Origin of the sequence: Shewanella japonica (genome assembly GCF_002075795.1) — a bacterium.
In the GTDB taxonomy this organism is placed as follows: domain Bacteria; phylum Pseudomonadota; class Gammaproteobacteria; order Enterobacterales; family Shewanellaceae; genus Shewanella; species Shewanella japonica.
Map to the genome: position 1 here is coordinate 2,043,946 of NZ_CP020472.1, position 26,697 is coordinate 2,070,642.

26 protein-coding genes and 1 riboswitch are annotated in these 26,697 nt (G+C 39.3%); of the genes, 18 read left to right on the plus strand and 8 right to left on the minus strand.

Annotation, left to right across the window (positions count from 1 at the left end; all coding sequences use genetic code 11):
- Positions 1-48: 48 nt before the first annotated feature.
- Genes SJ2017_RS08705 through SJ2017_RS08720 form a run of 4 tightly spaced genes read left to right on the plus strand, consistent with a single transcriptional unit; the run spans position 49 to position 2,541 of the window.
- Entirely contained in the window at positions 49-681 is a 633-nt protein-coding gene (locus SJ2017_RS08705) for a LuxR C-terminal-related transcriptional regulator (protein WP_080915503.1), read from the plus strand.
- Positions 678-1,265, plus strand: coding sequence for a curli production assembly/transport protein CsgE (locus SJ2017_RS08710; RefSeq protein WP_244899790.1), 588 nt, complete (start codon positions 678-680; stop codon positions 1,263-1,265). The genes SJ2017_RS08705 and SJ2017_RS08710 overlap by 4 nt, the downstream gene beginning before the upstream one ends.
- Before the next feature lie 15 nt (positions 1,266-1,280).
- The gene (locus tag SJ2017_RS08715; protein ID WP_055024383.1) at positions 1,281-1,688 is read left to right on the plus strand and encodes a curli assembly protein CsgF; all 408 of its coding nucleotides are present in this window, start codon (positions 1,281-1,283) and stop codon (positions 1,686-1,688) included.
- Position 1,689: 1 nt separating this feature from the next.
- Entirely contained in the window at positions 1,690-2,541 is an 852-nt protein-coding gene (locus tag SJ2017_RS08720) for a CsgG/HfaB family protein (protein ID WP_080915504.1), read from the plus strand.
- A gap of 76 nt (positions 2,542-2,617) precedes the next feature.
- Here the strand turns inward: SJ2017_RS08720 and SJ2017_RS08725 are convergent, their stop codons facing one another.
- Entirely contained in the window at positions 2,618-4,375 is a 1,758-nt protein-coding gene (locus SJ2017_RS08725; RefSeq protein ID WP_080915505.1) for a M61 family metallopeptidase, read from the minus strand.
- Between the two features lie 226 nt (positions 4,376-4,601).
- Between SJ2017_RS08725 and hinT the strand changes: the two genes are divergently transcribed.
- The 10 genes from hinT (at position 4,602) to SJ2017_RS08775 (ending at position 13,457) form a co-directional block, all read left to right on the plus strand.
- Entirely contained in the window at positions 4,602-4,958 is a 357-nt protein-coding gene (gene hinT / locus SJ2017_RS08730; RefSeq protein WP_055024386.1) for a purine nucleoside phosphoramidase, read from the plus strand.
- Between the two features lie 10 nt (positions 4,959-4,968).
- Positions 4,969-5,991, plus strand: coding sequence for a PaaI family thioesterase (locus SJ2017_RS21955; RefSeq protein ID WP_080915506.1), 1,023 nt, complete (start codon positions 4,969-4,971; stop codon positions 5,989-5,991).
- Between the two features lie 60 nt (positions 5,992-6,051).
- Complete coding sequence (locus SJ2017_RS08740; protein WP_080915507.1) at positions 6,052-6,444, plus strand: YcfL family putative periplasmic lipoprotein; 393 nt, start codon at positions 6,052-6,054, stop codon at positions 6,442-6,444.
- A 315-nt stretch (positions 6,445-6,759) separates the two neighbouring features.
- Positions 6,760-6,869, plus strand: a riboswitch (TPP riboswitch).
- 74 nt (positions 6,870-6,943) lie between these two features.
- Complete coding sequence (locus SJ2017_RS08745) at positions 6,944-9,130, plus strand: TonB-dependent receptor (RefSeq protein ID WP_080915508.1); 2,187 nt, start codon at positions 6,944-6,946, stop codon at positions 9,128-9,130.
- A 132-nt stretch (positions 9,131-9,262) separates the two neighbouring features.
- Entirely contained in the window at positions 9,263-9,523 is a 261-nt protein-coding gene (locus SJ2017_RS08750; RefSeq protein ID WP_055024389.1) for a YkoF family thiamine/hydroxymethylpyrimidine-binding protein, read from the plus strand.
- A 42-nt stretch (positions 9,524-9,565) separates the two neighbouring features.
- Complete coding sequence (pnuC, locus tag SJ2017_RS08755) at positions 9,566-10,225, plus strand: nicotinamide riboside transporter PnuC (RefSeq protein ID WP_065108302.1); 660 nt, start codon at positions 9,566-9,568, stop codon at positions 10,223-10,225.
- Positions 10,226-10,239: 14 nt separating this feature from the next.
- Complete coding sequence (locus tag SJ2017_RS08760) at positions 10,240-11,238, plus strand: phosphotransferase (RefSeq protein ID WP_167692902.1); 999 nt, start codon at positions 10,240-10,242, stop codon at positions 11,236-11,238.
- Positions 11,239-11,283: 45 nt separating this feature from the next.
- Positions 11,284-12,129: a DUF6279 family lipoprotein gene (locus SJ2017_RS08765; RefSeq protein WP_080915510.1), complete on the plus strand. Its 846-nt coding sequence runs from the start codon at positions 11,284-11,286 to the stop codon at positions 12,127-12,129.
- A 93-nt stretch (positions 12,130-12,222) separates the two neighbouring features.
- Entirely contained in the window at positions 12,223-12,813 is a 591-nt protein-coding gene (locus tag SJ2017_RS08770; protein WP_055024393.1) for an HvfX family Cu-binding RiPP maturation protein, read from the plus strand.
- A 95-nt stretch (positions 12,814-12,908) separates the two neighbouring features.
- Positions 12,909-13,457 (plus strand): NAD(P)H nitroreductase, encoded by a 549-nt coding sequence (locus SJ2017_RS08775; protein WP_055024394.1) that lies wholly within the window; start codon positions 12,909-12,911, stop codon positions 13,455-13,457.
- Between the two features lie 56 nt (positions 13,458-13,513).
- Here SJ2017_RS08775 and SJ2017_RS08780 read toward each other — a convergent pair whose 3' ends face one another.
- Together SJ2017_RS08780 and SJ2017_RS08785 are read right to left on the minus strand one after the other, a co-directional pair.
- On the minus strand, positions 13,514-13,720 hold the full coding sequence (locus tag SJ2017_RS08780; RefSeq protein WP_055024395.1) for a hypothetical protein: 207 nt from the start codon (positions 13,718-13,720) through the stop codon (positions 13,514-13,516).
- A gap of 210 nt (positions 13,721-13,930) precedes the next feature.
- The gene (locus tag SJ2017_RS08785) at positions 13,931-14,656 is read right to left on the minus strand and encodes a glutathione S-transferase (RefSeq protein ID WP_080915511.1); all 726 of its coding nucleotides are present in this window, start codon (positions 14,654-14,656) and stop codon (positions 13,931-13,933) included.
- 278 nt (positions 14,657-14,934) lie between these two features.
- Here SJ2017_RS08785 and trhO point away from each other — a divergent pair, with 278 nt between their 5' ends.
- Positions 14,935-15,912, plus strand: coding sequence for an oxygen-dependent tRNA uridine(34) hydroxylase TrhO (gene trhO / locus SJ2017_RS08790; protein WP_055024397.1), 978 nt, complete (start codon positions 14,935-14,937; stop codon positions 15,910-15,912).
- Between the two features lie 153 nt (positions 15,913-16,065).
- Here trhO and SJ2017_RS08795 read toward each other — a convergent pair whose 3' ends face one another.
- Together SJ2017_RS08795 and ppk1 are read right to left on the minus strand one after the other, a co-directional pair.
- Positions 16,066-17,580 carry a Ppx/GppA phosphatase family protein gene (locus SJ2017_RS08795; protein ID WP_244899791.1) on the minus strand — a complete coding sequence of 505 codons (1,515 nt, stop codon included), beginning with the start codon at positions 17,578-17,580 and terminating at the stop codon, positions 16,066-16,068.
- Between the two features lies 1 nt (position 17,581).
- A complete protein-coding gene (ppk1, locus tag SJ2017_RS08800; protein ID WP_080915512.1) occupies positions 17,582-19,708 on the minus strand; it encodes a polyphosphate kinase 1 in 2,127 nt (708 codons plus the stop codon).
- A 328-nt stretch (positions 19,709-20,036) separates the two neighbouring features.
- On the opposite strand from ppk1, the gene yegD reads away from it, so the two are divergent.
- The 3 genes from yegD to SJ2017_RS08815 all read left to right on the plus strand — a co-directional run bounded on the left by yegD (position 20,037) and on the right by SJ2017_RS08815 (position 22,461).
- Entirely contained in the window at positions 20,037-21,401 is a 1,365-nt protein-coding gene (gene yegD / locus SJ2017_RS08805) for a molecular chaperone (protein WP_080915513.1), read from the plus strand.
- A 92-nt stretch (positions 21,402-21,493) separates the two neighbouring features.
- The gene (locus SJ2017_RS08810; RefSeq protein WP_156003436.1) at positions 21,494-21,916 is read left to right on the plus strand and encodes a CreA family protein; all 423 of its coding nucleotides are present in this window, start codon (positions 21,494-21,496) and stop codon (positions 21,914-21,916) included.
- A 62-nt stretch (positions 21,917-21,978) separates the two neighbouring features.
- Positions 21,979-22,461: a zinc ribbon domain-containing protein gene (locus SJ2017_RS08815; protein WP_080915515.1), complete on the plus strand. Its 483-nt coding sequence runs from the start codon at positions 21,979-21,981 to the stop codon at positions 22,459-22,461.
- A gap of 449 nt (positions 22,462-22,910) precedes the next feature.
- Here SJ2017_RS08815 and SJ2017_RS08820 read toward each other — a convergent pair whose 3' ends face one another.
- The 3 genes from SJ2017_RS08820 to SJ2017_RS08830 form a co-directional block, all read right to left on the minus strand.
- Positions 22,911-23,975, minus strand: coding sequence for an alanine/ornithine racemase family PLP-dependent enzyme (locus SJ2017_RS08820; protein WP_080915516.1), 1,065 nt, complete (start codon positions 23,973-23,975; stop codon positions 22,911-22,913).
- The gene (locus SJ2017_RS08825; protein WP_080915517.1) at positions 23,972-25,177 is read right to left on the minus strand and encodes an N-acetyltransferase DgcN family protein; all 1,206 of its coding nucleotides are present in this window, start codon (positions 25,175-25,177) and stop codon (positions 23,972-23,974) included. Before SJ2017_RS08825 ends, SJ2017_RS08820 begins: the two co-directional genes overlap by 4 nt.
- Positions 25,178-25,476: 299 nt before the next feature.
- A complete protein-coding gene (locus tag SJ2017_RS08830) occupies positions 25,477-26,673 on the minus strand; it encodes a cystathionine beta-lyase (RefSeq protein WP_080915518.1) in 1,197 nt (398 codons plus the stop codon).
- Between the last annotated feature and the right edge of the window lie 24 nt (positions 26,674-26,697).

Consider the following 26,697-nt stretch of genomic DNA (forward strand, 5'->3'; position numbering starts at 1 on the left):
ACAGTATCAGATGTAAGTTACTTTGTTTAATCACATGGAGTGTAAGTGATGTTTAAAGTTATCAATTGGGTGATAGTTTCACGTTCGCGGTTACTTGTTGATTTACTTGATTGTCGTTGGCCACAAGAGTTCTTGGTCAAACTAGCGAAAGCAACCCCTGCGACGATGAGCTCGCAGCTGTCTGAACAGCAAATCTCTCTTGTGGTTTTTGATTTAGCCACCATCGATTTACAACAAGCTTATCAATTACAAAGGCTCATTGAGAGAGAGCACTATGTTGTCAAAACCGTCTTTATCAATTTTCCTAAACAGGTTGACGCTAAATTTTTAATTCATCCAGTAACCACTTCTGGCGCATTTTATACCGATGCAGATTTAGCTGAAATTAGTAGCGGTTTTAATGAGATCCTTAAAGGAAGAAGTGTTATTCCAAATGATTTACATAAATCATTAATGGGCTTTGAGAATGAAGATGAAAGCGAACACCTTACCATTCGAGAAAGAGAAGTATTACAAGCTTTATTGACCGGTAGCACTAATCTTGATATCGCAAACCAATTATTTGTGAGTGAATCAACGATTAAAACTCATTTATACCGCGCATTTCGCAAAATTGGGGTATCTAGCCGTGGCCAAGCTATTGCGTGGGCCCAAACTCATATGCATGAGGTGAGAGTGTGAAGATAACGCTTCCGATTCTATTGTGTTTAGCTTGTGCGTTTGTGTTTACTGCAAACCAGGTAAGTGCGGCTGAAGATAAGAAATTGGAAGCGATATCTGAAACCTCTGGGTTAACAAACCCTGAGATTAAACCCGCTTCTGATGAAGTTGTCCCAGAATCTAAAGCGTCTGTTGCGCAAGAAAACTCTTTAAAAAAATCAAACACCGAAACAGTCGTTGTCAGTGATGCCAAACCCAAACGTGAATCGGACTTGATTGAGGGCTTGATCCTTAATAGAGCGATGACACGAATAGGGCATCAGTTTTATCGTGAATTTGTGAGTGCTTATCGGGATATTGGCGGTGCGACTAAGCATTCGGGAATTACGGTTATAGAGCAAGCTACCGCGCGTAGTGGTAGTAAAATTTTAATCCAACAAAATCGAAAAACAATCTTTGTCACTTTTGTTTCGCCTATTAGTCGAAATTTGGAACAACAAGTTAATTATGCCGCTAAAAGAGTGAATACCGCGGTAATAAAACAAAATGAACAAGCAGTGTTAGGGGCTCTTTTAGATCCTGACCTTGCTCCTGACGAATTCTAAGCAGGGAACGCCAAAATGAAAAAAATACTATTTAGCTCAATTTTATTATTATTTTCAGTTGAGTGTTTAGCAACTCAATTGATATATCAGCCTGTTAACCCCGCTTTTGGTGGTAGTTATTTAAACGGCTCATACTTATTAGCAAATGCTGCAGCGCAAAATGATCATCAAAGTAGCTCTGGTTCAGGATATACGCCGCCCACGGCATTAGAGCGTTTAGCCAGTTCTTTAGAGTCTCGGTTAATGTCACAGTTATTTAATGACGCAGCGAATGGTGGCGAAGGCTACTTGTTAACAGATGACTTTGAAATAAACGTTGTGAATGAAGATGGCGCATTGATTGTTCACATCACGGATATTTTAACAGGCGAAACAACCATCATTGAAGTCGGCGGTATCGTTGATACTGGTACCGGAGGCTAATATGAACAAGATTATTATATCGGCTCTTGTGGTTATGCTATCAGCTTGTTCATCAGTGGATGAAGAGTTCGAGAATATTGATGCAACAACCAGTTTAATGCCGAAAAGTGAAACTTATTACGATTTAATTAGCTTACCTATTCCACAAGGTGCGATGGTTGCGGCAGTTTATGATTTTCGTGATCAAACTGGGCAATATAAGCCGATTCCGTCCAGTAACTTTTCGACTGCAGTACCGCAATCGGGGACCGCTTTTCTAGCTCAATCTCTTAATGATTCTTCGTGGTTTATTCCAGTTGAACGTGAAGGGCTACAAAACCTGTTAACAGAGCGAAAAATTGTTAGAGCAGGACTCAAAGGCGATGCAAGCAAGTTACCTCAACTGAATAGTGCACAAGTTTTAATGGAAGGCGGTATTGTGGCTTATGATACCAATATTAAAACAGGTGGTGCAGGTGCGCGCTACTTGGGTATCGGAGCATCAGGCCAATATCGTGTTGATAGCATTACCGTTAACCTAAGAGCAGTTGATATTCGAACGGGTAGATTATTAAGTAGTGTGACTACAACTAAATCGGTTATTTCAAAAGAAATCACCGCAGGGGTTTTTAAATTTATCGATGCGCAAGAATTGCTGGAAGCAGAAGCGGGTTACACGTCTAATGAGCCTGTCAGTTTATGTGTAGCATCAGCAATCGAAAGTGCAGTAGTACATTTAATTGCAGATGGTATCTGGAAAGGCGCATGGAGTTTAGGTGATTCTGCAACAGGTATGCAAAATGAAACCTTACAAAAATATTGGTTAGAAGCGCATAGTGAAGCCCGAGTAAGCGAAAGAATTAAACGTGGTTAAACCCCGTACTTTTTAATCGTTAAGCTAACACTAAAAAGGTGCCATAGGGCACCTTTTTTATTGAACTAGCGAAGGTTTATAGCCATATTTTGAGTTTTTTCTCATCATTGATAGATAAACTAATCGTATCTTTTATAGCAAGTTTAATTGGCATTGTGCCTTGCATTAACTCATCTCGTCTAAACCAATGTAGTGCTAACTCTGTGTCCAATTCTTTAGATTCTAATTGCTGTTCAAATTGGCTATCGACCTGTAACTCATTGGCTGCAATGAGTAAGTCACCAGCACTTAAGCCTGCTTGATGCGCTGGGCTGTCGTTGGTAACGGTTAGTACTTTGAGGCCAAATGCTTCTGCTTTGGTTTTAGCGCCAAATGCAATATTAAGCCCTTTAGTTTCACCGCCACCTAAATCAGTAGCCCCGGCACTGGTACGCAATGTCATGGTGATACCAACTTTATTCAATAAAGGTTCAAGTGGAATATCTTGGGTATTATTTAAATAAACAAATAAATCATCACAGTTACGGTTTAGTAGCTTCTCAATAATACGCTGATGCGTATCACCCTGAGTGCCAATGCCTTTAGCTCCATAGTCGTGCCAAAGCGCCAACATGACATCGTTTAAACTGTGTTTTCCCTTGGTTTCAATACGAATAGTTAAATCAAGGTATAAAGCGAATAAAGCTCCTTTTGTGTAGTAACTAACAATGGCATTGTTGGCATTTTCATCTTGTTTATAAAACTTGGTCCATGCATTAAAGCTTGAGGATGACAGTGTTTGTTTAAAGCGACCTTGCGAACGGTAAACCCGTGTCATAATTTCACTTAACATAGTTAGATATTGGTTCTGGCTGACACAACCACTGCGATAAGTTAATAGATCATCGAAATATGAGGTAATCCCCTCATAAGCCCATAATTGCTCAGTATAAGCCTCTTTAGATAAATCAAATGGGGTAAACTCAGCAGGCTTTATACGTTTTACGTTCCAGCTATGAAAATACTCATGACTGCATAACGATAGATAAACGCGATAATCTTTGTTGACCTCATGGGTCATGTTTGTTGGCAAATCTTTTCTTGAGCACATTAATGCGGTGCTTGCACGATGTTCTAATCCACCAAAGCCATTACCTAAAACAGTCGTTAAAAATACGTAGCGATCAAAAGGAGCTTGACCACCAAATAAGTTGATTTGATATTCGCATATGGCTTTTAAATCCTGGCATAAACGAGGTAATGAAGCATCATGTTTACCACTTAACACAACATCATGGGGCACACCGCAGGCTTCGAAACTGGCTATTGCAAGTGGGCCCATTTCTACTGGATGGTCGATAAAATCATCATAATTATCTGCGTAAAACTCACCGAAACCGTATTGTTCACCAGCGGTTCTTTTCATGCTGGTGGCAAGTTTCCAGTCTTTAAGTTCATCCAGGGCTGGTTTGGCTATCGTTAGTGTGTGCTTGGTATGCTCTAAGCCTTTGGCACTTAAGAACACGCTACTGCCATTAAAAAAACCATGGGTTGTGTCTAAATGGGCAGAGCGCACAGATAAATCCCAAGCATAAACCTGATATGAAATTTTAATAAATGACTGACTGTTTTTACATTGCCAAGTTTGCTTATCGAGTTGTTCGATTTCAATTGGCGTGTTTTGCTCATCCACTGCGGTTATTTCAATTAGATTTCTGGCAAAATCACGGATCATATAACTGCCTGGAAGCCAAGAAGGTAAAGACAATATCTGTTGTGGTTTTGCATCTTGAATAGTTTGAGTGACTTCAAACAAATGTGCTTTAGGATCGATAGCAATGATGTGATAATGCATGAGCAATTTCCAAGTAAGTAGGTGTTGCTGAAAAGAAATAAGAACGAGAAGAAACCCAATGCTGCCAAATTCATTACTAATGTGCAAATCCATCTGTACATGAATAGTAACAACTGTTTATGGTTTTGACTGGAGTGACAAACACTGCAGTTGATACTATAAGATAATCTAGCCAAGCATTGCGATTACCCACGTTAACTAACGCATAATAAAAGGATGATGACACATGGCCGAAGAAACCATTTTTAGTAAGATTATTCGTCGTGAAATCCCAGCGGATATTTTATTCCAAGACGAGTTGGTCACTGCATTTCGTGATATTTCCCCTCAAGCGCCAACGCATATTTTAATCATTCCAAACCACTTAATTCCGACAGCTAATGACATTAAAGCGTCAGATGAGCTTGCACTCGGGCGTATGATGACTGTTGCTGCCAAACTAGCTGCTGAAGCTGGTATCGCCGAAGACGGGTATCGGTTAATTATGAATTGTAATAAGCATGGTGGCCAAGAGGTCTACCATATTCATATGCATTTGGTGGGCGGTAAGCCCCTTGGCCCAATGTTAAGCCGTAAAGACTAAGTAGCCATTAATGAAAATAAACAGTGAGTTTTTCCCGTTAACTGAAGTGGCCACGCGTTTTGTTGGCCAGTTAGCACATTGTCGCCGTCTACAAATCTCGGTACTTGAGGCCAGTGAGCACCATGTACTGTTAGAGTTGCCATATAGTCAGGACATTATTGGCGATCCTGATACTGGTGTTATTCATGGTGGTGTCGTCACTACGTTAATTGATACTGCGTCTGGTACGGCAGTGGTCAGTGCGATTTTAGAAAAATATCAATCATTAGAAATATCACCCACGTTAGATTTACGGGTTGATTATATGAAACCTGCAGAGCCAGATAAGCCTATTTTCGCTTTTGCAGAGTGCTATCGTTTATCCTCTAATGTTGCTTTTACTCGTGCAATTGCTTATCAAGACAGTATTGATGATCCCATTGCTCATGCTGTTGGTTCCTTTATGCGTATTAGCCCTGAAATGGTGGGGGAAGAGTTTCGTCAGGCATTAATGGGTGAATCAGATATCAAGGTCAATGAGTTAGCGACTGAGAATGGGACTACACTTACTAAAGAAGCAACTACTCAGGCAAGTCTTACTGATATTGTGGCGGCAGAAATTAATGTCCATGATATTGTAAAACGAGCAATAGACTTAAACGACTACAGTTATTTACTGGCGAAAGTGCCTTATACACAATTCATCGGCATGAGTGTTAATCGCTTTGGTGATGAAATGGTGTTTAAATTACCAGCTAAAGACGACAATATCGGTAATCCTATTTTACCTGCCATTCATGGTGGCGTGATTGCTGGCTTTATGGAAATGTCTGCTATCGTGCAACTAATGGTGTTTATGCAAGCTAAAAAGGTGCCAAAAATAATCGATTTTTCAATTGATTATTTACGAGCAGGTTTGCATCAAGATACGTTTGCAGAGTGTAAAATTACTCGCCAAGGTCGCAGAGTTGCAAATGTGAGTATTAATTGTTGGCAAACAAACAGAAAACAGCTTATTGCGACAGCAAGAGCGCACTTCTTGTTAGATCAATAATAAGATGACTGAAGCGCTTTAATACCTATGGGATTCACATTCACAGTGTTAAAAGGATAAATGATGAAGATTTCAATCGTAATAGTAACCTTATTTTTGTTGATGACTGGTTGTGCAAATCACACCGCTGGATTATCTGCAGGATCTAATGGTGTTGTTCGAGTCGACAATAATTCATTTTCCCGAGAAGTTGGTATTGAGCAAGTCAGAGTCCGCACTCAAGCTGATTTACTGCAAGGCTCTGCACTGATTTTAAGTAAAGTGTCTACTGATTTAAGACTGCAGTATAAATTTACTTGGTACGATGCAAACGACTTTACTATTGAAGATGAAGGCGTGAGTTGGAAATCATTAAAACTACACGGTAAGCAGCAAATGCAGGTGAGTGCGTTAGCGCCAAATGCCAATGCTACCCGGTTTGAAGTGTATGTGAGAAAAGCGTTTTCAAATTAATCCTAACGTCACTTCTTTAGAGCGTTACTTGCATCATACCGTGCATAGTTGGTGATGATTTAGTGATTCATTAGCCATTGGTTTTCTTCTCACTGAGTCCAATTTGGCCGCTAAATAAACTCATTATAAAACACCCAATAATCGGGTGTTTTTTTATGGCTTAAATACCACAATTTATGACAAGCCTTCGTGCTAGTACCATGCATTTTGTGCTCTTATTAATCATTCAATTGTTTCTAAAGCCAGCTTGTATTGATTTAGTTAATGAAAAGTGTTCACTAATAGTGTCGCACTTTAGTTGAATCGTTTATAATCCGCCTCGCCAAGGGGTGTTTGCGCTTTTCTCGTAAACTGAGATGTCTTATGACAAACCCTTAGAACCTGATCCGGCTAATACCGGCGTAGGAATGGGCTGCATGCTTTACTTGCTATTTTTGTCATGGATGCACAAACTAATTCACTATGCTTGCCGGATCTCAAAATGAATATTTGAGGTCCTATGTCTTTATTTAAATCAAAATCGCCTTTGGCGGTTGCCATTCTCGCCGCTTTATCTACTTCAGCTGTCGCTCAAACTGAAAATATTGAACGTGTTGCACCTAATGCCGAAAAAATGGAAGTAATTGTTGTTAACGCTGACTTTAGTGGTGTTGAACTTGAAAAAGTTCCATCGAGTGTCACTGTCATTGATAGCCAACAATTACAAGATGAAGGTGCTCAACATTTCGAAGACGTATTAAATTCAATCGCCAATTTTAACTGGTCTGGTGGCAGCTCGCGTCCTAAATATTTTCAAATTCGTGGTGTCGGTGAGCAAGAAGAATATCAAGGTGCGCCTAATTCATCGGTTGGTTTTATTGTTGATGATATCGATCTCTCGGGTATCGGCATGGTTTCTAGCATGTACGATATGCAACAAGTTGAAGTCCTTCGTGGACCTCAAGGTACCCAATACGGTGCTAATGCATTAGCGGGTTTAATATATTTAAAAAGTAACGATCCGACGGATGTGTTTGAGCATGGCGCCCAAGTGTCACTTGGTGATGACGACTTACAAACATTTTCTGGTTTTAGCTCTGGCCCACTGAGCGATTCAGGCAAATTATTATATCGCGTATCGCTTGAGCAGCACTCACAAAATGGCTACCGCGATAATACATATCTTGAGCGCGAAGATACCAATGCCCGTGATGAGTTTACCGCTCGTGCAAAATTACGCTGGTATGCTGCTGAAAATGTCCAATTAGACTTAACTTTACTGCATGCAAATTTTGACAATGGCTATGATGCATGGACATTAGACAATAATGGTTTTGAAACCATTACTGACAAGCCAGGGGTAGACAGCCAAAAAACCACAGGTGTAGGCTTTAAAGCGATTTTCTCTCAATTCGATACGTTTGAATTAACCTCATTGACCTCATATGCACAAACAGACCATCATCATAATTACGATGGTGACTGGGCTAACCCTGATTACTGGGCATCAAAAGAATGTCCAGCTTATGACGAGAATTGGGCTGTAATTGGTACTGAACCATGTGTTTATGATTACACTTGGGACAAACAAGGCGATCGTAAAACCATTTCTCAAGAATTCCGCATTAGCTCAAATGATGCAGGTCGAATCTTTAATGATTCTACAGACTGGTTAGTGGGTTTATATGGCATGAACCTTCAAGAAGATAATGACTTATATTCTGAATACAATGGCTGGCCAGATGAAGTGTTAGTGTCAGAGTATGAAGCAACTAACTATGCCATTTTTGGACAAACCGACACTCAGTTTGGTGACGGTTATGTATTTTCTGCAGGTCTTCGTTTAGAACGCAGAGAAAGCGAATACAGTGACAGTAACGGTGATGAGTTTAGCCCAAGTGAGAACATGTGGGGCGGACATTTAGCCATTTCTAAAGTGTTAACTGATGATCATAACGCTTACTTTAGAATTGCTCGAGGTTACAAAGCGGGTGGCTTTAACATGACATTGCCGCCTGAATTGTCTGATAAAAAAGAGTTCGATGCTGAAACCTTATATAACTACGAACTAGGTTTGAAATCGACATGGCTTGATGGCGATGTAGCAACCAATGTTGCAGTGTTCTATATGGATCGTCAAAACCAACAAGTTTCAGCATCTCAACAAGATCCTGATGATCAGCAGCGCTTTATTCTATACACAGAAAATGCTGGCAGTGCTAAAAACTATGGCGCCGAGGCTGACTTTAATTATTATGCTACTGAAAATATACAATTTTATGGTAGCGTCGGTTGGTTAGAAACTGAGTATGGTGATTATCAATATAATGATAAATATGGCAACGTTATTGATTTAACGGGTCGAGATCAAGCACATGCACCTAAATTTACTTACAGTGCAGGCATGAGCTATGTGAGCGACTCCGGCTGGTTTACTAACCTAAATGCGAGTGGCAAAAGTGACTTTTATTACTCAGATAGTAATGAATCTAAGTCAGATGCCTATACTATTTTCAATGCACGAATTGGTTATGAATCTCAAATGTGGTCAGCATACTTATGGGGTAGAAACCTATTTGATGAGCAATATGGCGTCAGAGGTTTTTACTTCGGTAACGAACCTGATCTCGATTGGGCCGACAAGCAATACGTCAGATACGGTGACCCTCGTCAATTAGGCATTACATTAGATGTGAAGTTTATGTAGAAATGATAGATCATTATTGAAGATAATTTCTTTAATAATTACAACAGTTTTACGCTATGTAACAGTAAAATACCGCCATAGTTTGCTAAACTATGGCGGTATTTAATTTAGTGTAATATCGAGGAATGTAGAATGAAATTAACTGCTGAAATCAGTATGTACCCGTTTAACGAAAACTACTTAGATCCCATTAAATGGTTTATAGGCCGTGTAGACAGTTATAGCAATATTGAAAGAAAAACCAATGCGATGGCCACCCAAGTATGTGGTGAATATGCAGATGTGATGTCTATGCTCGCTGTAGAAATGGAAGCTGCTCACCAAAAGTGGGGCAAAGCGGTATTTGTGTGTAAGTTCATTGGTGGTGAGCTGGATTTGAGTCACACTGAATAACTAAAAAACTGCTGTATTAGCAAATAATAAGAAGTTAACACTATGCTTGATGAGATTTTACAACCAATACAAACGGCGATATCTGAAGCGTCAGCAATGACCGGATGGGAGGCTATTGCGGTTATATTGGCGATCGCCTATTTAGTCCTAGCCATGAGAACGAATATCTGGTGCTGGGCTGCGGCGTTTGTCAGCACGGCAATATACACAGTGTTGTTTTGGAAAGTCTCTTTATTAATGGAGTCGGTGTTAAACGTTTATTATATGGCGATGGCGGTTTATGGTTTTTGGCTATGGCGATACGGTCAAAAAGAGACTGACAATACCGAGCTACCTATTGTCAGTTGGTCATTACAAACTCACCTAATAATTATTGGTGTGACTACTGTTATAGCTTTGGTTGTCGGCTACCTTATGGCAAATAACACCTCAGCATCGTTTCCTTACCTTGATGCATTAACAACATGCTTTGCAGTAATGACGACTTACTTAGTGGCTAAAAAAGTGATTGAAAACTGGTATTACTGGATGGTGATTAACTCGCTGTCGATTTATTTATATTTGCAAAAAGGCTTAATGCTAACGTCTGGTTTATTGATTTTATATCTCTTTATGGCCATTAGCGGTTACTTCATGTGGCGTAAAAAAATGCAGCAAGATAATGGTGTCACATCCATATCACTTAACAAAAGTGCCTGTTAATCATTGTTATGAATATGGATGAACCTTGGGAATATCTACCAAATGCACTAAAACAGGCCTTACCGCCAGCATTAGCATTATTGATTAGCCAACATTGTACTCGGGTTGAAAAGTTATCTACTGGACTCAGTAACACGAATTATCATTTGCACATGGATGGCAAAGATTGGGTTGTTAGAGATAATCTATCCATAGCACAGTGGTGTGATAGAAATAATGAAGTCGATTGCTGGAAAAATGTCGCGGCGATGTCCATTGCGCCCACATTATTATGGATCAGTGACGACAAACGTTTTTATATCAGTGAGTTTATTCAGCAGGTGCAATTTGACTGGTCAACCATTTACGATGAGTTTGGTTTTAACCAGCCTCTAAGGCCTACTCAGTCAATTTACCCCGTCGATCCCGTCCCATTACTATTGCAATTACTCAATCAGCTTATAACACTACCATTACCCGACAAAGTGGTGAGCTTGTCAGGGCAGTGGCAAATATATCTTGATGATTTACTTCGTCTAGCGCAATCTCAGCAGGCAGGATTATTAACCCAATATCATGCTGATTGGCGCGCTAACTTTCAGCAATTATTAGCCATGCAGCCACAGATGGATGTTTGGGTTAATGATGCCGAGTCTTGTTTAATTTCACCACAATTTTGTCATCGAGATTTAACGCCCTTTAATCTTTTACTTAAGCAAGACAAACTGGTTTGCATCGATTTTGAATATTGCGCGACCAGTCATCCGATGTTTGATCTCGCCTCGGTGATTGCTTCTCATCCTTTAACACCACAACAAACGGATGAGCTAACATCACAATACTTGTCATTACACCCTAATTTATCGGTTGATGCGCCAAAATTCATGCTTCAAATGATGAACATATTTTGGATGTATTCTGCAGCTTGGGCGTTAATGATGGCAGGCAGGAGCTTGTTAGATGCCAAAGAGCACGATGAAGAAATTGCATCATATTTTATCTTGTTCAACAAATACCTATCTTTAATCTCATAAGCCTATTATTCTTAATTTAGTATCGCTAATTAGGGAGAATGCAAGTTGAAAAAGTCATTGATTCCATTGTTGCTGGTGATGTTTCTGGCGGGTTGTTCCACCAAATTTAGTTATTTTTTTCTTGATTGGGCTATTGAGTGGCGAGTTGAAGAATACGTTACCTTCGATGATGAGCAGCAAGAAAAGTTTGATGTATTACTGGATAAATTTCTGGTTTGGCATCAAAAAGATGAATTAGTTCGATACAGTAGTCAATTAACATCCTTATCAGTCGCCATCGAAAATCAAACCTTAACGCCCGAAATGTGGCAGCAACAAGTTGTTGACGCTAAAGCGCATTGGTTTCGTATTTTTAATTTTGTGTTACCTGATTTATTACCGATTTTATCCAGCTTTAGTGATGAACAAGCAGATGAGCTAATTGCTCAGCTCAAGAAAGATAACCAAGAACTTAACCAAAAGTATGCAGGTAAAACTCAACTACAATTAGTTAACGAATCAAATGAAAAGCTTCAAGACCGTATGGATGATTGGTTAGGTTCAGTATCTGATGAACAAGCAGCATTAGTTGCTGAATATAATCAACAACGTGTGGCGACCTTGGATATGTGGTTAGAGTACCGTTTAGATTGGTTAAGGCAATTTCAAGTTGCAATCGAGCAGAGGGATGAAACGGCATTACTTGAACAAAGAATGCGTCTATTAATGACCAATCCTGATGAATTAAAATCTGCAGCTTATCAACAACATGTGGAACAAAATACCCAATTATTTGGCCAACTTATTATTAAAATCAACCAAAGTTTAAGTCCTAAACAGCGTAAACATTTTACTCGTAAGATGTCTGAATTAATTGAAGATTTAAGTGACTTATCTAAAGAAATTAAATAAACCCCACTATGTGAAATGCATTTTTAGTAGTGGTAATTGAAAGTTTTTTTCTACGTATTAGGTCTAGTGAGACAGAAGATACTATTTAAGGGAATGAACATGGTAAATTTATACCAACAATTTTTAGGATTTTTGAAGCATATTGAAGGCTTAGCCCCATTAGCACTTAGAATTTATTTAGCGCCAGTGTTAATGCAAGCTGGTTATAACAAACTATCTCACTTTAGCGATACAGCAGCTTGGTTCGGTAACCCAGACTGGGGCTTGGGTTTACCTTTTCCTGAAGTGATGACCGCATTGGCTGCAGGGACAGAGTTTTTTGGTGGATTTTTATTGTTAATAGGTCTGGCGACGCGATTAGTTGCGATTCCAATGATGTTCACTATGTTTGTGGCGGCGTTTGCTGTACATATTGATAATGGCTGGCTTGCTATAGCGGATGCGAGTTCATGGTTAGCGAATGATAATGTTGCTGCGTCTGCAGAAAAACTGGCGGCAGCCAAGTCGATTCTTCAGCAGCATGGTAATTATGACTGGCTGACGAGCTCAGGTAACTTCGTCATACTTAATAACGGTATTGAATTTGCCATTACGTATTTGTTCATGTTGCTTGCATTACTTATGCTTGGCGGTGGTCGCTACACCAGTGTTGATCACTTTATTGGCAAACGATTTTTATCTTAATCTGCCTTTTCTGAAAAACAATGCAATTAAAAAATCCCACGTTAATGTGGGATTTTTGTTAATATCTTCCTGAATTCAGTAAAAAGGACACTCCATTGGACGCATCAGAATTATTACTTACTCGTCAATCTACACCACGATTAACCCTACCAGCACCGAGTGAATCTCAGCTTGATTTTATTCTTAACGCAGCGGCTCGGGTTCCCGATCATGCAGCATTGACGCCTTGGGAGTTTATTATTGCTACCGGTGATGGTTTGGATAAACTGGCCGAAGCGTTTGTAGAAGATGCAATAGCTAAAAACAAAGATGAAGCTTATATAGCGAAAGCAAAAGTGATGCCGCATCGCGCACCAATGGTCATTACGGTTGCCACCAAACAGCATGAGCATCCTAAAGTTCCGGTATTAGAGCAGCATATAGCAGCAGGTTGCGCCACGATGGCTATGCAGCAAGCTGCATTTTCGTTGGGATTGGGTGCAGTGTGGCGAACGGGCAGTTTTGCATTTAGTGACATTGTGAATAAAGCGCTTGGCTTAAATGCTGATGATCAAATCGTCGGTTTTTTATATATAGGTACACCAGCAGTTAAAGCACCAGTTAAGCCATTAAAACCAGGCCGTCAATTTACTCGTTATTTATAGGTGAAAGTAAATTGTGAATAATAAGTGGCGCAACAGATGGTTAGCCACTTATTAAGTTATTCTCTCGGATCTAACGAGTCTAGCGGCAGTAGGTTTTGAAACAGGTAATAACCTAGAGGCCCAAAAAATAGGCTTATGGTGCCCCATACATAACGTTTAACGTCGTCAATATGAGCCCCAGTAGTGATTGCGCGATAGCAAAACATAATGTGCAACATGATCAGTAATATGATCAGTAGCACAACCAAATCCATTTGTTCCATGTCTACATCCTTGAGCGCTGCCAAAAGACTAACTTAAGCTTAATCCTATTTTACTATTTAGCAGCTATTTCAATATAAAATCCATCTTATAGATGACATAAACTACTGCAGTCATTATTCATAATTCAAGGATGTTTGTGCATATATATACAAAAGGTTGATTTATCGTTGATTAAATAATCAATCTATCGAGCTTTTGGAATAATGGAGCTAACTATCTGATTTTAATCTTGTCTGTTTATTGGTGTCATCAAGCCATAACGGATACTTCACCATTACAGCTTTAAACAACTCACTTTCCATATGCGCAGTCAGCCAACGTCTAACATGTTGATATGGACTTTGCTCAAACCAAGGTTTATTGACGTGAGCAAACTGTCTAATAAATGGAAAAATAGCGAAATCGGCAAATGTCGGTGTATCTGCCATTAATTGATTTTTATCAGTTAAATGTTCTTCTAGGCACTGAATAAATTCGCAAGCCCGATCGCGATAATATATTTCATCAAACTCTGGATGCCTGTCAGCATATTTATATTTATCTAACCAAGGTTTGAACTCAATGTCATTTTTGCTAATCAGTTTCTCAGTACTTTCATCATCTAATGATTCAAGTAGCGAGATATAAGCATTGCCGCATAAGTATTCAGAGCACTTATCAGGGTAGTTTGATAAAGAAAAACGGGCAATATCAAGACTTTCTTCCAATATATTTTCAGCGCGATTAGTACTTTTGTCCTCACTTTCCCCAGTTGAAACATCGTGATGTGCATTAATTACCAACACAGGGACTGTTCCTTTAGGCGAAACAGCCAGCATGGCTTCGGGTTTATTACGCAGTTCAATTTCTCTTACATCTGGGTTGAGTGCAGATAAATGCAAGCCTAATCTGGCTCTCATTGCATAAGGACAACGTCTGAAACTGTATAAAATCATGGGGGTAGACTTCTTTATAGGGCATAGTATTGAGTCATTTGGCAGTATTTTAAGTCCTTATGGCGATAATTGTTAGTTAAAATCTGCGATGGCTATTTTTTATTTGTGATCTAAGTCTTATTTATTTGGCTTTGGTGCTGTGAGCAAGGTACAATTCTGCGCTTTTATTTGATAACGATCACCATCTTGCGGTTGCCAGACGGTATTGGAAACAATAATTCGGTTATTTATTCACTAAACATGCACTGGAAATTAAGTTTCAGCTAGCGGAGAAAAACATGTCACAAGTTGTCGTATGTGCCTTATATAAATTTGTAGCCTTACCCCATTATGAAGCGATTCGTGCTCCTTTATTAGATAAAATGGAATCCTCTGAAATCCGTGGTACTTTACTGCTGGCAAAAGAAGGTATCAACGGGACCGTAGCTGGTTCGCAACAAGCTATAGATGGGCTTCTTGAATGGTTGGCAACACAAGACGGCTTAGCTGATATTGTTTACAAGTTATCTTTTGATGACAACATGCCGTTTTATCGCACCAAAGTGAAATTAAAAAAAGAAATTGTCACCATGGGTGTAGAAGGTATTGATCCCCGTGAAGTGGTTGGCACTTACGTTAAACCAAAAGATTGGAATCAACTTATATCTGATCCTGAAGTGCTATTAGTCGATACCCGAAATGACTATGAAGTACAAATTGGCACCTTCAAAAATGCTGTTAATCCGGTTACCGAGACGTTTAGAGAGTTTCCTGAGTACGTAAAAGAAAACCTTGATCCAAATAAACACAAAAAAGTCGCCATGTTTTGTACCGGTGGTATCCGCTGCGAAAAATCGACAGCTTATCTAAAAGAGCAAGGCTTTGATGAAGTTTATCATCTTGAAGGTGGCATCCTAAAATATCTAGAAGAAGTAAAGCCTGAACAAAGTTTATGGGAAGGTGAGTGCTTTGTTTTTGATAACCGCGTTGCAGTTAACCATCAGCTAGAAAAAGGGGTTTATGACCAATGTAATGCGTGTCGTATGCCAATCACCCAAGAAGAAATGCAAACAGAAGCATATGTTCAAGGGGTAAGTTGCCCACACTGTATAGATAAAATTTCAGATGAGCAACGTCAGCGCTTTATTGAACGTGAACGTCAAGTTCAACTAGCAAAACAACGTGGTGAGGCGCATATTGGTAGTGAAGTAAAACAAGTCATTGCACAGCGCCGGAAACAAAAAGAAACCCAAAAACAAGCGCAAAACGAAAGCTAGTTAAAGCGCTCTTTATATCAGTTTGCTTTTACTAAGCATCAACAAGTTACCGCTCTTTAATTAGTCCTAACTAGATTCAAGAACTATTTAAGTACACGTTATGAATAATAGCGTGTACTTTTTTTTGGGCATTCATATGAGTTAAAGTTCAACTTACTTAAAGCTCAAATTAATCCCTATAGTAGCTAACTTCTTTTGTTCCGCATATAAGTCTTGTATTAATAATTCGCTGCGTTGAATTGCTTCTTTATCCTGCTCTTTGCGCTGCGAAAACTTAATGGTCAAATCAGCTTGTTGCGCTTTAACTTTTATTTGTTGGTTGCTGCTGGATGTTCGGCCTAAATTAAACAACACAGCGAGACGCAGAAGAGTTAATAAGCGAGTAAAAGCTTGGCGCTGAATCTCATCAGCTATCGTTATTGCAGGATAGTTTAGTTTTTTTCGATGATTGCCTACAAGCAAGGATAACATTTGCTGTTGTTGCTGGTTAAAACCCGGTAAGTCACTATTTTCGAGAATGTAACTTCCGTGCTTATGGTGTGATTTTGAATTAATCGAAATGCCAATTTCGTGGAGCTGACAAGCGCCTTCCAGTAACCAACGATAATCTGCTAATTGCCATGAATTACTGACTTGCTCAAATAAGGTTAAAGCAGTTTTAGTCACCTTAGATGCTTGGTTAACATCAGCATGATATAGCTGAGCCAAACTCGATAATGTGCGTTGCCTAATATCATCTTGTTGTTCAATCTTGGCAAGCTCATAGAGGACACCTTCTCGAAGGGCACCTTTTGCAGCTTGCAAATGTTCAATTCCCAATTGCCGAAAAAAACTGATTAAGATAGCTAAACCTGCAGCAAGAAGAGGGATCCTTCTTTCATCTAGTAGCTCGAATTCTAGCTTGTCGATACTACCGACATTGATGAGGTGTTCCTTTAACGCTAAAAGGTTTTTACTGGTTATACCTTTGCCATTATCAGTTACTTCACTGATGGCGAGAGTGATGGCTTTTGCTGAGCCTGAACTCCCTAACACGAGTGACCAATCTTGGTTAAAGTAAACTTGGCTTAAGCCGGAGAATTGCTTATCTGCAGCTTGAATAGCCTGTTTAAACGCTTCTTTTGTAAGGTGTCCATTCACAAAAAAGCGTTTGTTATAGCTGACGCAGCCACATTTTAAACTGGCTAAGTGTTTAGCGCGTTTTTCATTACCCACAATCACTTCTGTTGAGCCACCACCAATATCGATAACTATATTTTTTTGTTCAAGCACTTGGCTGTGGGCTATACCGGTATAAATTAACCGCGCTTCTTCATGACCTGAAACAACATTAATTGGGTAGGGCAGCACTTTGCGGGCTGCGGTTAAAAAAGATTGGCGATTTTTGGCAACCCGTAAGGTGTGTGTGGCGACAATTTTGACTTGGGCTTTCGCTAAGTTTGAAAAACGCTGACTAAAGTCTTTAAGACATTGAACGCCATTTTCGATTGCAACTTCTGCTAACACATTGTGATTATCAAGGTATTTGGCTAGTTGCACTTGGCGTTTTTCTTTATGTAACACTTGCAAAAGCCCGTCTTGTTCACGTGCAATAACTAAATGAAAACTATTTGACCCCATGTCGATAGCGACAAAATGTTGTGAGTCTTGTGCAATAACATCAGCCAATTTAAGCCTCTTGTGGTAATTCTGCTTGGTTCTTATTGTTATGTTTGACTGCTAATGCAGTTTTTACTTTCTTTTCGTAGCTATTAAGGTATTGATGAATAGCAACTTGACTACGAAGTTTGCGTTTGTTTCCTCTAGGGTTATAGCGATTATCATGCTGCTGATTAATCACCCTAGACTTAGTATTATCTTTAAATTGCAATGAAAGTATAGCAATAACCATTTGTTTTAACTGCTTATCATATACTGGGGTTGAGACTTCAATTCGTTCGTCAATATTACGCGTCATCCAGTCAGAGGATCCAATAAACAGTTTTTGTTCGCCGCCAGCATGGAACAACATCACCCGTGAATGCTCTAAATAACGATCGATAATACTATAAACCTTAATGTTGTCGCTTTGCCCAGGTATTTGCGGGATCAAGCTGCACATGCCACGGATAAGCATAGTGATTTTGACACCGGCATTCGAGGCTTCATATAGCTTATTAATCATGATGTCATCCACCAAATTATTCAGTTTTAGCTGAATACTGGCAGGCTTGTTTTGTTTAGCTTGTACAATTTCATCATCGATTAAGCTTAAAAAGCGTGTTCGCGAGTTATAAGGCGAGACGATGAGATGATTGAATTCGTCTTTACGGTAAGGCCTTTCAATTAAATCAAAAACTTGTTTGACTTCACCTGCAATATCTTGATTGGCGGTAAACAACGAAAAGTCAGTATAAAAACGGGCTGTTCCTTCATTAAAGTTACCTGAACCTATATGGCAATAATACCGGGTTTGACCATGTTCTTTACGGCCAATGAGGCATAATTTTGAATGGACTTTTAAACTCGGAATACCATGATGCACAGTCACTCCAGCTTCAGCTAAGCGCCGAGTCCAGTTAATGTTTGATTCCTCATCAAAACGGGCTCTAAGCTCAATGATTGCGGTCACTTGTTTACCATTTTTAACGGCATCAATCAGTGACTGCATAATGTGGCTTTTCTTCGCCACTCGATAAAGGTTAATTTTAATGAATTTAACTGCTGGATCATAAGCGGCTTGTCTGACTAATTCAGTAAAATGAGAAAACTTATGATACGGGTAATTAAGCATAATATCTTTATGCCTAATTGCATCAAAACTGTTGTCAAACGCTAAAAACTGACTGCTATCAATGGGGTGAAGCTTCTCGTTTACCAGTTTTTTTCGACTTGGATTGGGGAAGTCCATAAAGTCTTTGAAGCTATGATATCGGCCGCCCGGCACAAGACACTCTGTAGAGCTGATATGCAAGTGTGACTTTAGCATTTCTAGCATATCTACAGGCATATTGCGGTCATATACTAGCCTCACGGGTTGAGCATTTAAACGTTTTTTAATCCCTTTTGTCATTCGTTCAAGTGTTGTTTGTTCAAGCTCATTACTGATGTTGTAATCCGCATCTCGGGTCATTTTCATTGAGAAAACTTGAATGGTATCGAACTCAAAAAAAGGTCTAAATAAATCATCAATACAGTGACGTATAATATTATCTAGCAATATTAAGTGTTTAATTTTTGATGTTTTTTCAGTTGGTAGTTCTAAAAATCGAGGTACATTCTTATTGGGCACTTCTACCAAAGCGTACTCTTTATTATCGCCCGATTGCAGGCTAGCGACTAAGTAAGTAGTCCCATCAACTAAGTGCTGCACTAAATCACTTTCATCGGTGACGATATGGGGTGCTATATGACGCTTTAATTGATTTTTAAAGTACTTCTTAAGCCAGGCACTGTGAAACTCACTCAGTTGAGTCTCGTTAATTAAAAAGATATTACAGCGGGCTAACTCTTTCATTAATACAGGATAAATTCGATCAAACTTCTCTTGTAAGTCGAAAACTTTTTCCTGAATTTTGTTCATTAATTGCTGGTACTTAAGTTGTTTAGAACTGATACCAGAAACGAGTATCGCTCGTCTCACTGCAGCGACTCTGACCTGAAAAAACTCATCCATGTTACTTGAAAAAATCCCTAAGAACCTCACTCGCTCAATGAGTGGTACAGAAGTATCATAAGCTTCCTGTAATACACGTTCATTAAATGACAACCAAGACAGTTCTTTATCAACGAATTTTAGATGACGGGATTCAGTCACATTTTGCTCCTGCAAAGCATTGCGGTAATACTTTCATAAAAGCCATAATCGAATGGTGCGAAAATAATACGGTAGGGTGGAATAGCTAATTCACTGTTTAATATGAATAAAGTTCAAAAGGTATTTTAATGCAGTAATATGACAATTTTGTGATGTTATTGAGGCGAACACTGTTTTCAGTAAATTCAATAGTGCAACAAATTGATTAAGCAAATTAAACCAATTGATGAAATTGTCAGCTAAATAACAGTGAACACTAAACTTTATAAGATCCGAAATAAAGCTTGTGTTATTTTTAGCATTGATTTGAAATTTTGAGTGGTAAGAAATGTTTATTGGGTTTGATTATGGCAGTGCAAACTGTTCTGTTGGCGTAGAAAAAAATGGTGAAGTGAGTTTAATTCCAATAAATGGTGATAGTCATTTTTTATCCTCTACTTTATATGCAATGGACAGAGAGTTGATTGCTGAAGCGGTATATCAACGCATTGCACCAGAACTTCAGCCAGAATTTGCTCAGTTACGTTCATCTCAATTAAGCCGTGCACGCCAAGTTCGCCATGAATTAGATATTTACCCTGACGAACAAGTGGTTTTTGTTGGACCTGAAGCGATTGACGCATACCTAGAATTACCTGATGAAGGTTTTTATGTCCGGTCGCCAAAATCATTTCTTGGCGCCAGTGGTTTACGTCCAGAACAAGTTGCTTTGTTTGAAGATATCGTGACATTGATGATGCTAGAGGTTATGTCCCGTGCAAACAAATTAATTAATGAACCGATTACGCAAGCCGTTATTGGCCGACCTGTTAACTTTCAAGGTATTGGTGGTGAGCAAAGTAATCAGCAAGCACAAACGATATTAGAAACGGCTGCAAAACGAGCTGGATTCGCCGAAGTACGTTTTTTGTTTGAGCCAATGGCAGCAGCGATGGATTATGAAGCCTCCATGGATAGCAATCAAACCGTGTTAGTTGTGGATGTGGGAGGCGGTACGACTGATTGCTCTATGGTGAAAATGGGACCAGAGCGTCAGCATAAAACCGATCGCTCAGATGATGTTCTTGGTCACAGTGGTCAGCGTGTTGGCGGTAATGATTTAGATATTGCCGTTGCCATGAACTGTTTTATGCCGCATCTTGGTTTAGGCTCGAAACTAAAAAATAACTTAACAGTGCCTCGCCAACCATTTTGGAATGGGGTTGCTGTGAATGACATTAGTGCGCAGCGTGAATTTAGCGCATTGTCTACTGCTAAGTTGATTGATGAACTAATCAAGGATGCACAACAGCCACAATTACTGACTCGACTAAAATCCTTAAGGTTGCACCAAATGAGTTATCAGTTTGTGCGTCAAGCTGAGCAATCAAAAATTGGGTTATCCTCAGCCTCAACGTATGCTGCAGACTTAACGTTTATAGAGCCAGAATTTGACGTCACTGTTAATCAAAATGAGTTTGAAATCGCTGTTGAGCAACCCATTGCTAAGTTAGTCACTATTATGAAGCAAGCGGTAGATGAAGCTGGCGTGTTACCTAATGTTGTTTATGTAACAGGCGGGACGGCAAAAAGTCCGGTGATACATCAATGCATTGCTGATCAGTTTACTGGTGCAGATATTGTTGTTGGCGATCACTTTGGCAGTGTAACCAGTGGGTTAGTGCGCTGGGCAAGCAAAGAATTTAACTCTTAAGGAAAAGTCGCTTTATGTTTTCTCAATCAAGCTTATTTTTAAACAAAAAACTATCGTCAGCCTTACTGATTGTTGCAACAATTTTCCTCACAATGAGCTGTAGTGATGATGTGGGTAAAGTCAGTTTAGGGGTGTTTACCACTAAAGATATTAAGCTCAATATGATGGTTGATCCCATTGTGACAGGGGTGACTTGTCATGTGGCAAGTATTGAAGCTGATTTAAGCTTTTCAGACCCATCAGATTCAGCTATTTCATGCCGCCAAACGGGTGAAATTACACCGGAAATGATTGCTGCAATTGATATGTCTGCATCGGGCGAAATTGTGTTCAAAAAATCAAAAAGTATCTTTTTTAAGACGATGAAAATACGTCGCATCTTTGATAAAGAAAACCAAACACTAATGTATGTTTCTTATTCTACAAAAGAAACCTCAGGAAGCTATAAGCACAGCCTGTCGACAGTGCCTTTATGGGGAACTAAAGCTTACAGCCAGGTGCAAGCTACAAACTAGTATTTATGGTGTATTAAAGACTTAGATATAGTAACAAAAACAACAATAGCTAAGGTGACTACATGGATTGTCCTTTTTGTCAGAATGAATTAAATGATGGCGCGCTTAAATGTGGTCATTGTCTTGAATATTTATCTAACCATGTGTGCCCTGATTGCCATGGCACATTACCGTTAGAGGCTAAAGTCTGTATGCATTGTCATTATCGCTTCAGCCAAATAAGTATTGATGTCACCCAGTTGTCTATGTCATTTAATTCAGAAGTGTTGGCATCATTGTTATTCAGATTTCGGTTTTTACCCCAAGAAATTGTCACTGATGAAGATAAGATTACGATTAATACACCAGGCATTTTTAGGCTATGGAATAACACTGATGAAGTGCCATGGAATAAGATTGCGGGCTTTAATTATCGTAGCGGCATTATTTGGGACAAAGTCGAAATTGAAACCCGAGGTCAAAAGCCCAGCACTATTCTTGGATTATCGAAAGATAACAGCGAACAACTGCGTAAAGTGCTGCAATCAATCGTGAATGCGAATTAGTATTAATTTTTTGGGTTTTTATTTCGGGATAAAGTGAGATCCACATCGGTTTTAAGAAAACGTTATGTGTCCATTGAGTGAAATTTAATACACCAGATATTGGTTCAGCACTCAATTATGCCCTGAAAACTTATAAGGGTTCAGTGGTTAATGACGCTGGGCGATAAAGATCGTATTTTATATAGTTCAGGTACGGAAGTCTTAAATTAAATTGTTTCTCAAGTTGAACTAGACATAATGGCCAATGTCGGCATTTACCAATGTTAGAAAACCACAATATACAGTTAACTCATTTATAGGATTTGTATAAAATCAATAAATACAATGATAAAGGGAGAATAATGTCGGCCCTTATATTAAGTTATGATTGGTTATGCCTGATATTAAAGTAGCGATAATGGCTTAATCAATCACACCTATTAAGCCTGTTATTATCTAATTTTAAATGCCTAAGTGGTGCTGAAAACCTTATGGACATAACGTGATGACATACAGGATAAAAGAGCACTGTAGTCCAGTGTAAATTTAACAATTTGCCCGACTAGTAGCGGTTCACCGGTTGTTTCGATGATCAAATGATCACTTGTTGATGACATTATTTGCATTCCTGTTGGGGGGCTAAGCCCTGTGACACAAACATCTTGGCGTCCTAATGCAAGAATGGCTTGAGAGACAGTGCCTCTATCACAAATAATATCCTTTTCTCCAAAAGCATTTAATCCTCTTGAACCCCATGGTAAAGATGGTTTTATTTTGGACTCAATGACTTCAGCGCTTAACGTTACTGCATTATCATGTAGCCCAATAATTTTCTCATTCATTAACGATTCAAAGCCTAAAAATATGGCTTCTCCGATCCGAAGGTTATTTACTCGCGTTAAATTTGTACTCGTAAGCGCCCAATTAATTGAAGCCGTATTTCCTCCTGAAATAATGTCGAGATGAATACCAAACTGAGCTTCTATCTCGTTGGCTAAGTCTGATAATAGGCTCATTTTTATATCGTCAGGTGCGATACCATATCGACAGGCTAGATTTGCACCGATCCCCCTTATTGTTATATTGGGTAAAGAAATTATTTTACGGATAAAGCCAACTATGCGCTCAGGCATGACACCTTCTCTTAAATCGCCTAGTTCAACCATAATAATGATCCCATGGTTGATATTTGATTGTTTTGCCGCGCGGGAAAGACTCTGTATAACAATAATTTCAGTATTTAAGCTAATTTCACAGCACCTAACTACAGTTGCGACCTGGCTGAGCATTGGAGTCCGCATCAACATCTTTGAAGTAGTAATACCTGCATTAGTCATTCTTTGGATGTTTTCGATTCTTGAATCTGCAAACATCTTTGCACCTGCAGTGACAAGCACTTTAGCTATGATGGGATGACCTAAAAAAACTTTGGTTACAGGAGTTACTGATATGTTTTTTAACGAAAGTTTACCTATTAGGAACTGTGCATTTTGCTGAATTTTAGTGCAATCTACGTCTAACCTAGGATACTTCATCCCTGCTCAACAAATTTGTTTTCGATTAATGGATATTTTGACAATACTATTTGTAATAGATGCTCTATTGGTTGCGATAAGGGATCGGTAACGGGTATGCCAAATTGAGTTGAATAACCGCTTATTGCGGTGAGCACCTCATCTGTAGACATCTGTTCGTGGTTGAGTGTTAACCCAATAACTGATGTATTTGCAAAGGTCTCAATTAAATGAATTTCTGATGCAAGGGAAGGCATTGACATATTAGGAAAGTCGCTACGAAATGTGCGTTTGGGGGCATGTTGCAAAATAACCGCCGTCGGACAGCTGCCACGTAGAATGAAAGAGCTAGTAGAAAAAGCAGGGTGACTCAATGCGCCTTGTCCTTCAATTATAATAATATCTGGGCTTTCGATTTCATAGGCTTTGAAAATTACAGATTCCAGTTCACCCGCACAAAACTGGGAAGGAACTGCATCGAGGGCAACAGAGTAGGGCGCTCCTTGCATTATGCCTGTTTGTCCTGTAGCTACCATTACAACATTAAGGCCTTGTTTACTCAATTCATTTGCCAACAATGTTGCTGTGGTTCGTTTTCCTAATGCGCAATCAGTCCCCATTATTGCAATTCTTGGGCAATTAACATTGTGGATTTTGCCACTAAATGTTTGTAGCTCCTCTTTTCTCTTGGGCTTTCGAATATCTAATATCTGGACATTATGCTGAATGCTGGCTTGTAAAAATATTGGGTCGTCAGTTAAGAACTCATGTAACCCATTGACGATATTCATTTTTAGTGAGATGGCAGATAGGATGACGTTTTTGTCTAAATCTGATAAAAAACCGCTGGAGGGAGCAATTCCAAATATGAAAAAATCGGGTATGACCTTTGTAAGGATGATAGCTTCTTCAATATTAGCGACGATAGGAATGTTATTTTCTTTTTGATCAAGTACTTGACCAGAATCTAAGCCAGCAAGTTCACTGTCAATAACTGATAATATGCGGTACTTTTGAGAATGCCTGATCAATCCGTTAGCTGTCTTACCATCAATTTTTCCAAAATTACCTTCACAATATACCATCGCTGTTTGTTGAGGCAATTTGCCTTTATGATCAGGGGAAACGCAAGCTTCAGAGTGTGTTATGTTGAAATTATTATCAGTCTTCTTATCACTAACTAGGTTAGTAGTTTCTGTCAATACGGAGTGTAAAATTGGCATAGTTAAGCCTTGTGTAAGGCTTAGGAGGGCGACTAAGGAATGCCGAGATGTTAGGTCGGAAAGGAAAAGAAGTCCCTACTAAGCGGTAGGGAGAAACAACACAATAGCACATTTATTAGATTATAAGTGGATAATTCATTCGCCATGATAAAGCTTGAGTATGTATAAATTACGATTGGCTCAAAGTGAGTGTTTCCATTTTAAGTTGTTGATGTTAAATAGTACAAGCAAGGACAATAAAAAGGCTAAACACATGTGTTTGGCCTTTTTATTTCTATTCACCTGATCGTTAATTGAGCCTAACGGTTAGACTCAACATCAGCATAACGCTCGAATGCAGCAGTTAAATCTGCAATCAAATCATCAGGATCTTCTAAACCGATGTGAAGTCTAATCAGCGGTTTGCTGCTATCCCATTGAGTGGCGGTTCTCAGTTTATTAATACCAAAAACACCAAGGATGAGGCTTTCATAACCCCCCCATGAAAAGCCCATTTTAAAGTGGCGCATATTTTCTACAAATGCAGTGACCGAAGCTAAGTTACCTTGTTTTAATACGAACGAGAATAAACCGTTACCACCACTAAAATCACGTTCAAAAAATTCATGGCCAGGACAAGTATCAAAGGCTGGATGACGGAGATGATCCACTTCTGGACGGCTTGCTAACCAATTAGCGACTATACGTGCATTTTTATCATGTTGAGCCATGCGTACGCCCAAAGTACGTAATCCTCGAGCAGCCATATAAACATCATCTGGCGAGGTGGTTTGTCCCATCAAATAGCTATTTTCACGCAATTGTTCCCAATGTGCTTCATTAGCTGTCGCTGTTCCCATCATGACATCAGAGTGGCCAACAATGTACTTGGTTGCAGCTTGGATTGAAATATCGACGCCCATCTCAAATGGACGTGAGTTGATTGGCGATGCCCAAGTATTATCAAGCATTACCACAATATCATGTTCATGGGCTATACGACTTAATGTCGGTACATCTTGAATCTCCATAGTGATAGATCCTGGAGATTCTAAGAACAAAACTTTGGTATTAGGCTGAATAAGTTCTTTGATGCCTTCGCCAATTAATGGATCGTAGTAGGTGGTCTCAATTCCAAAGCCTGCCAGTAACTTATTACACAAGTCTCGTGTTGGCTCATAAGCACTGTCGACCATAAGTAAGTGATCGCCACTTTTTAGAAATGATAATAAAGCACCACTAATAGCGCCTGAACCAGAAGGGTATAATGCAGTGCCGACACCGCCTTCAAGCTCACTTATTGCTTGCTGGAATGAGAAGTGAGTCGGTGTTCCACGTCTACCATAAAACATTTCACCATTAGTTTTGTTTTTTATCGCAAAACGCATGTCATCCATCGTGTCAAAAACGACAGTAGATGCACGAAATACGGGCGGATTAATAATGCCCTTTGTGAACTTTTTGTCTCGGCCAACACTGACAATTTGAGTGGCTAATTTATCTTGCTGGTGACTCATAAATGCATTCCCAATCTTTACAAG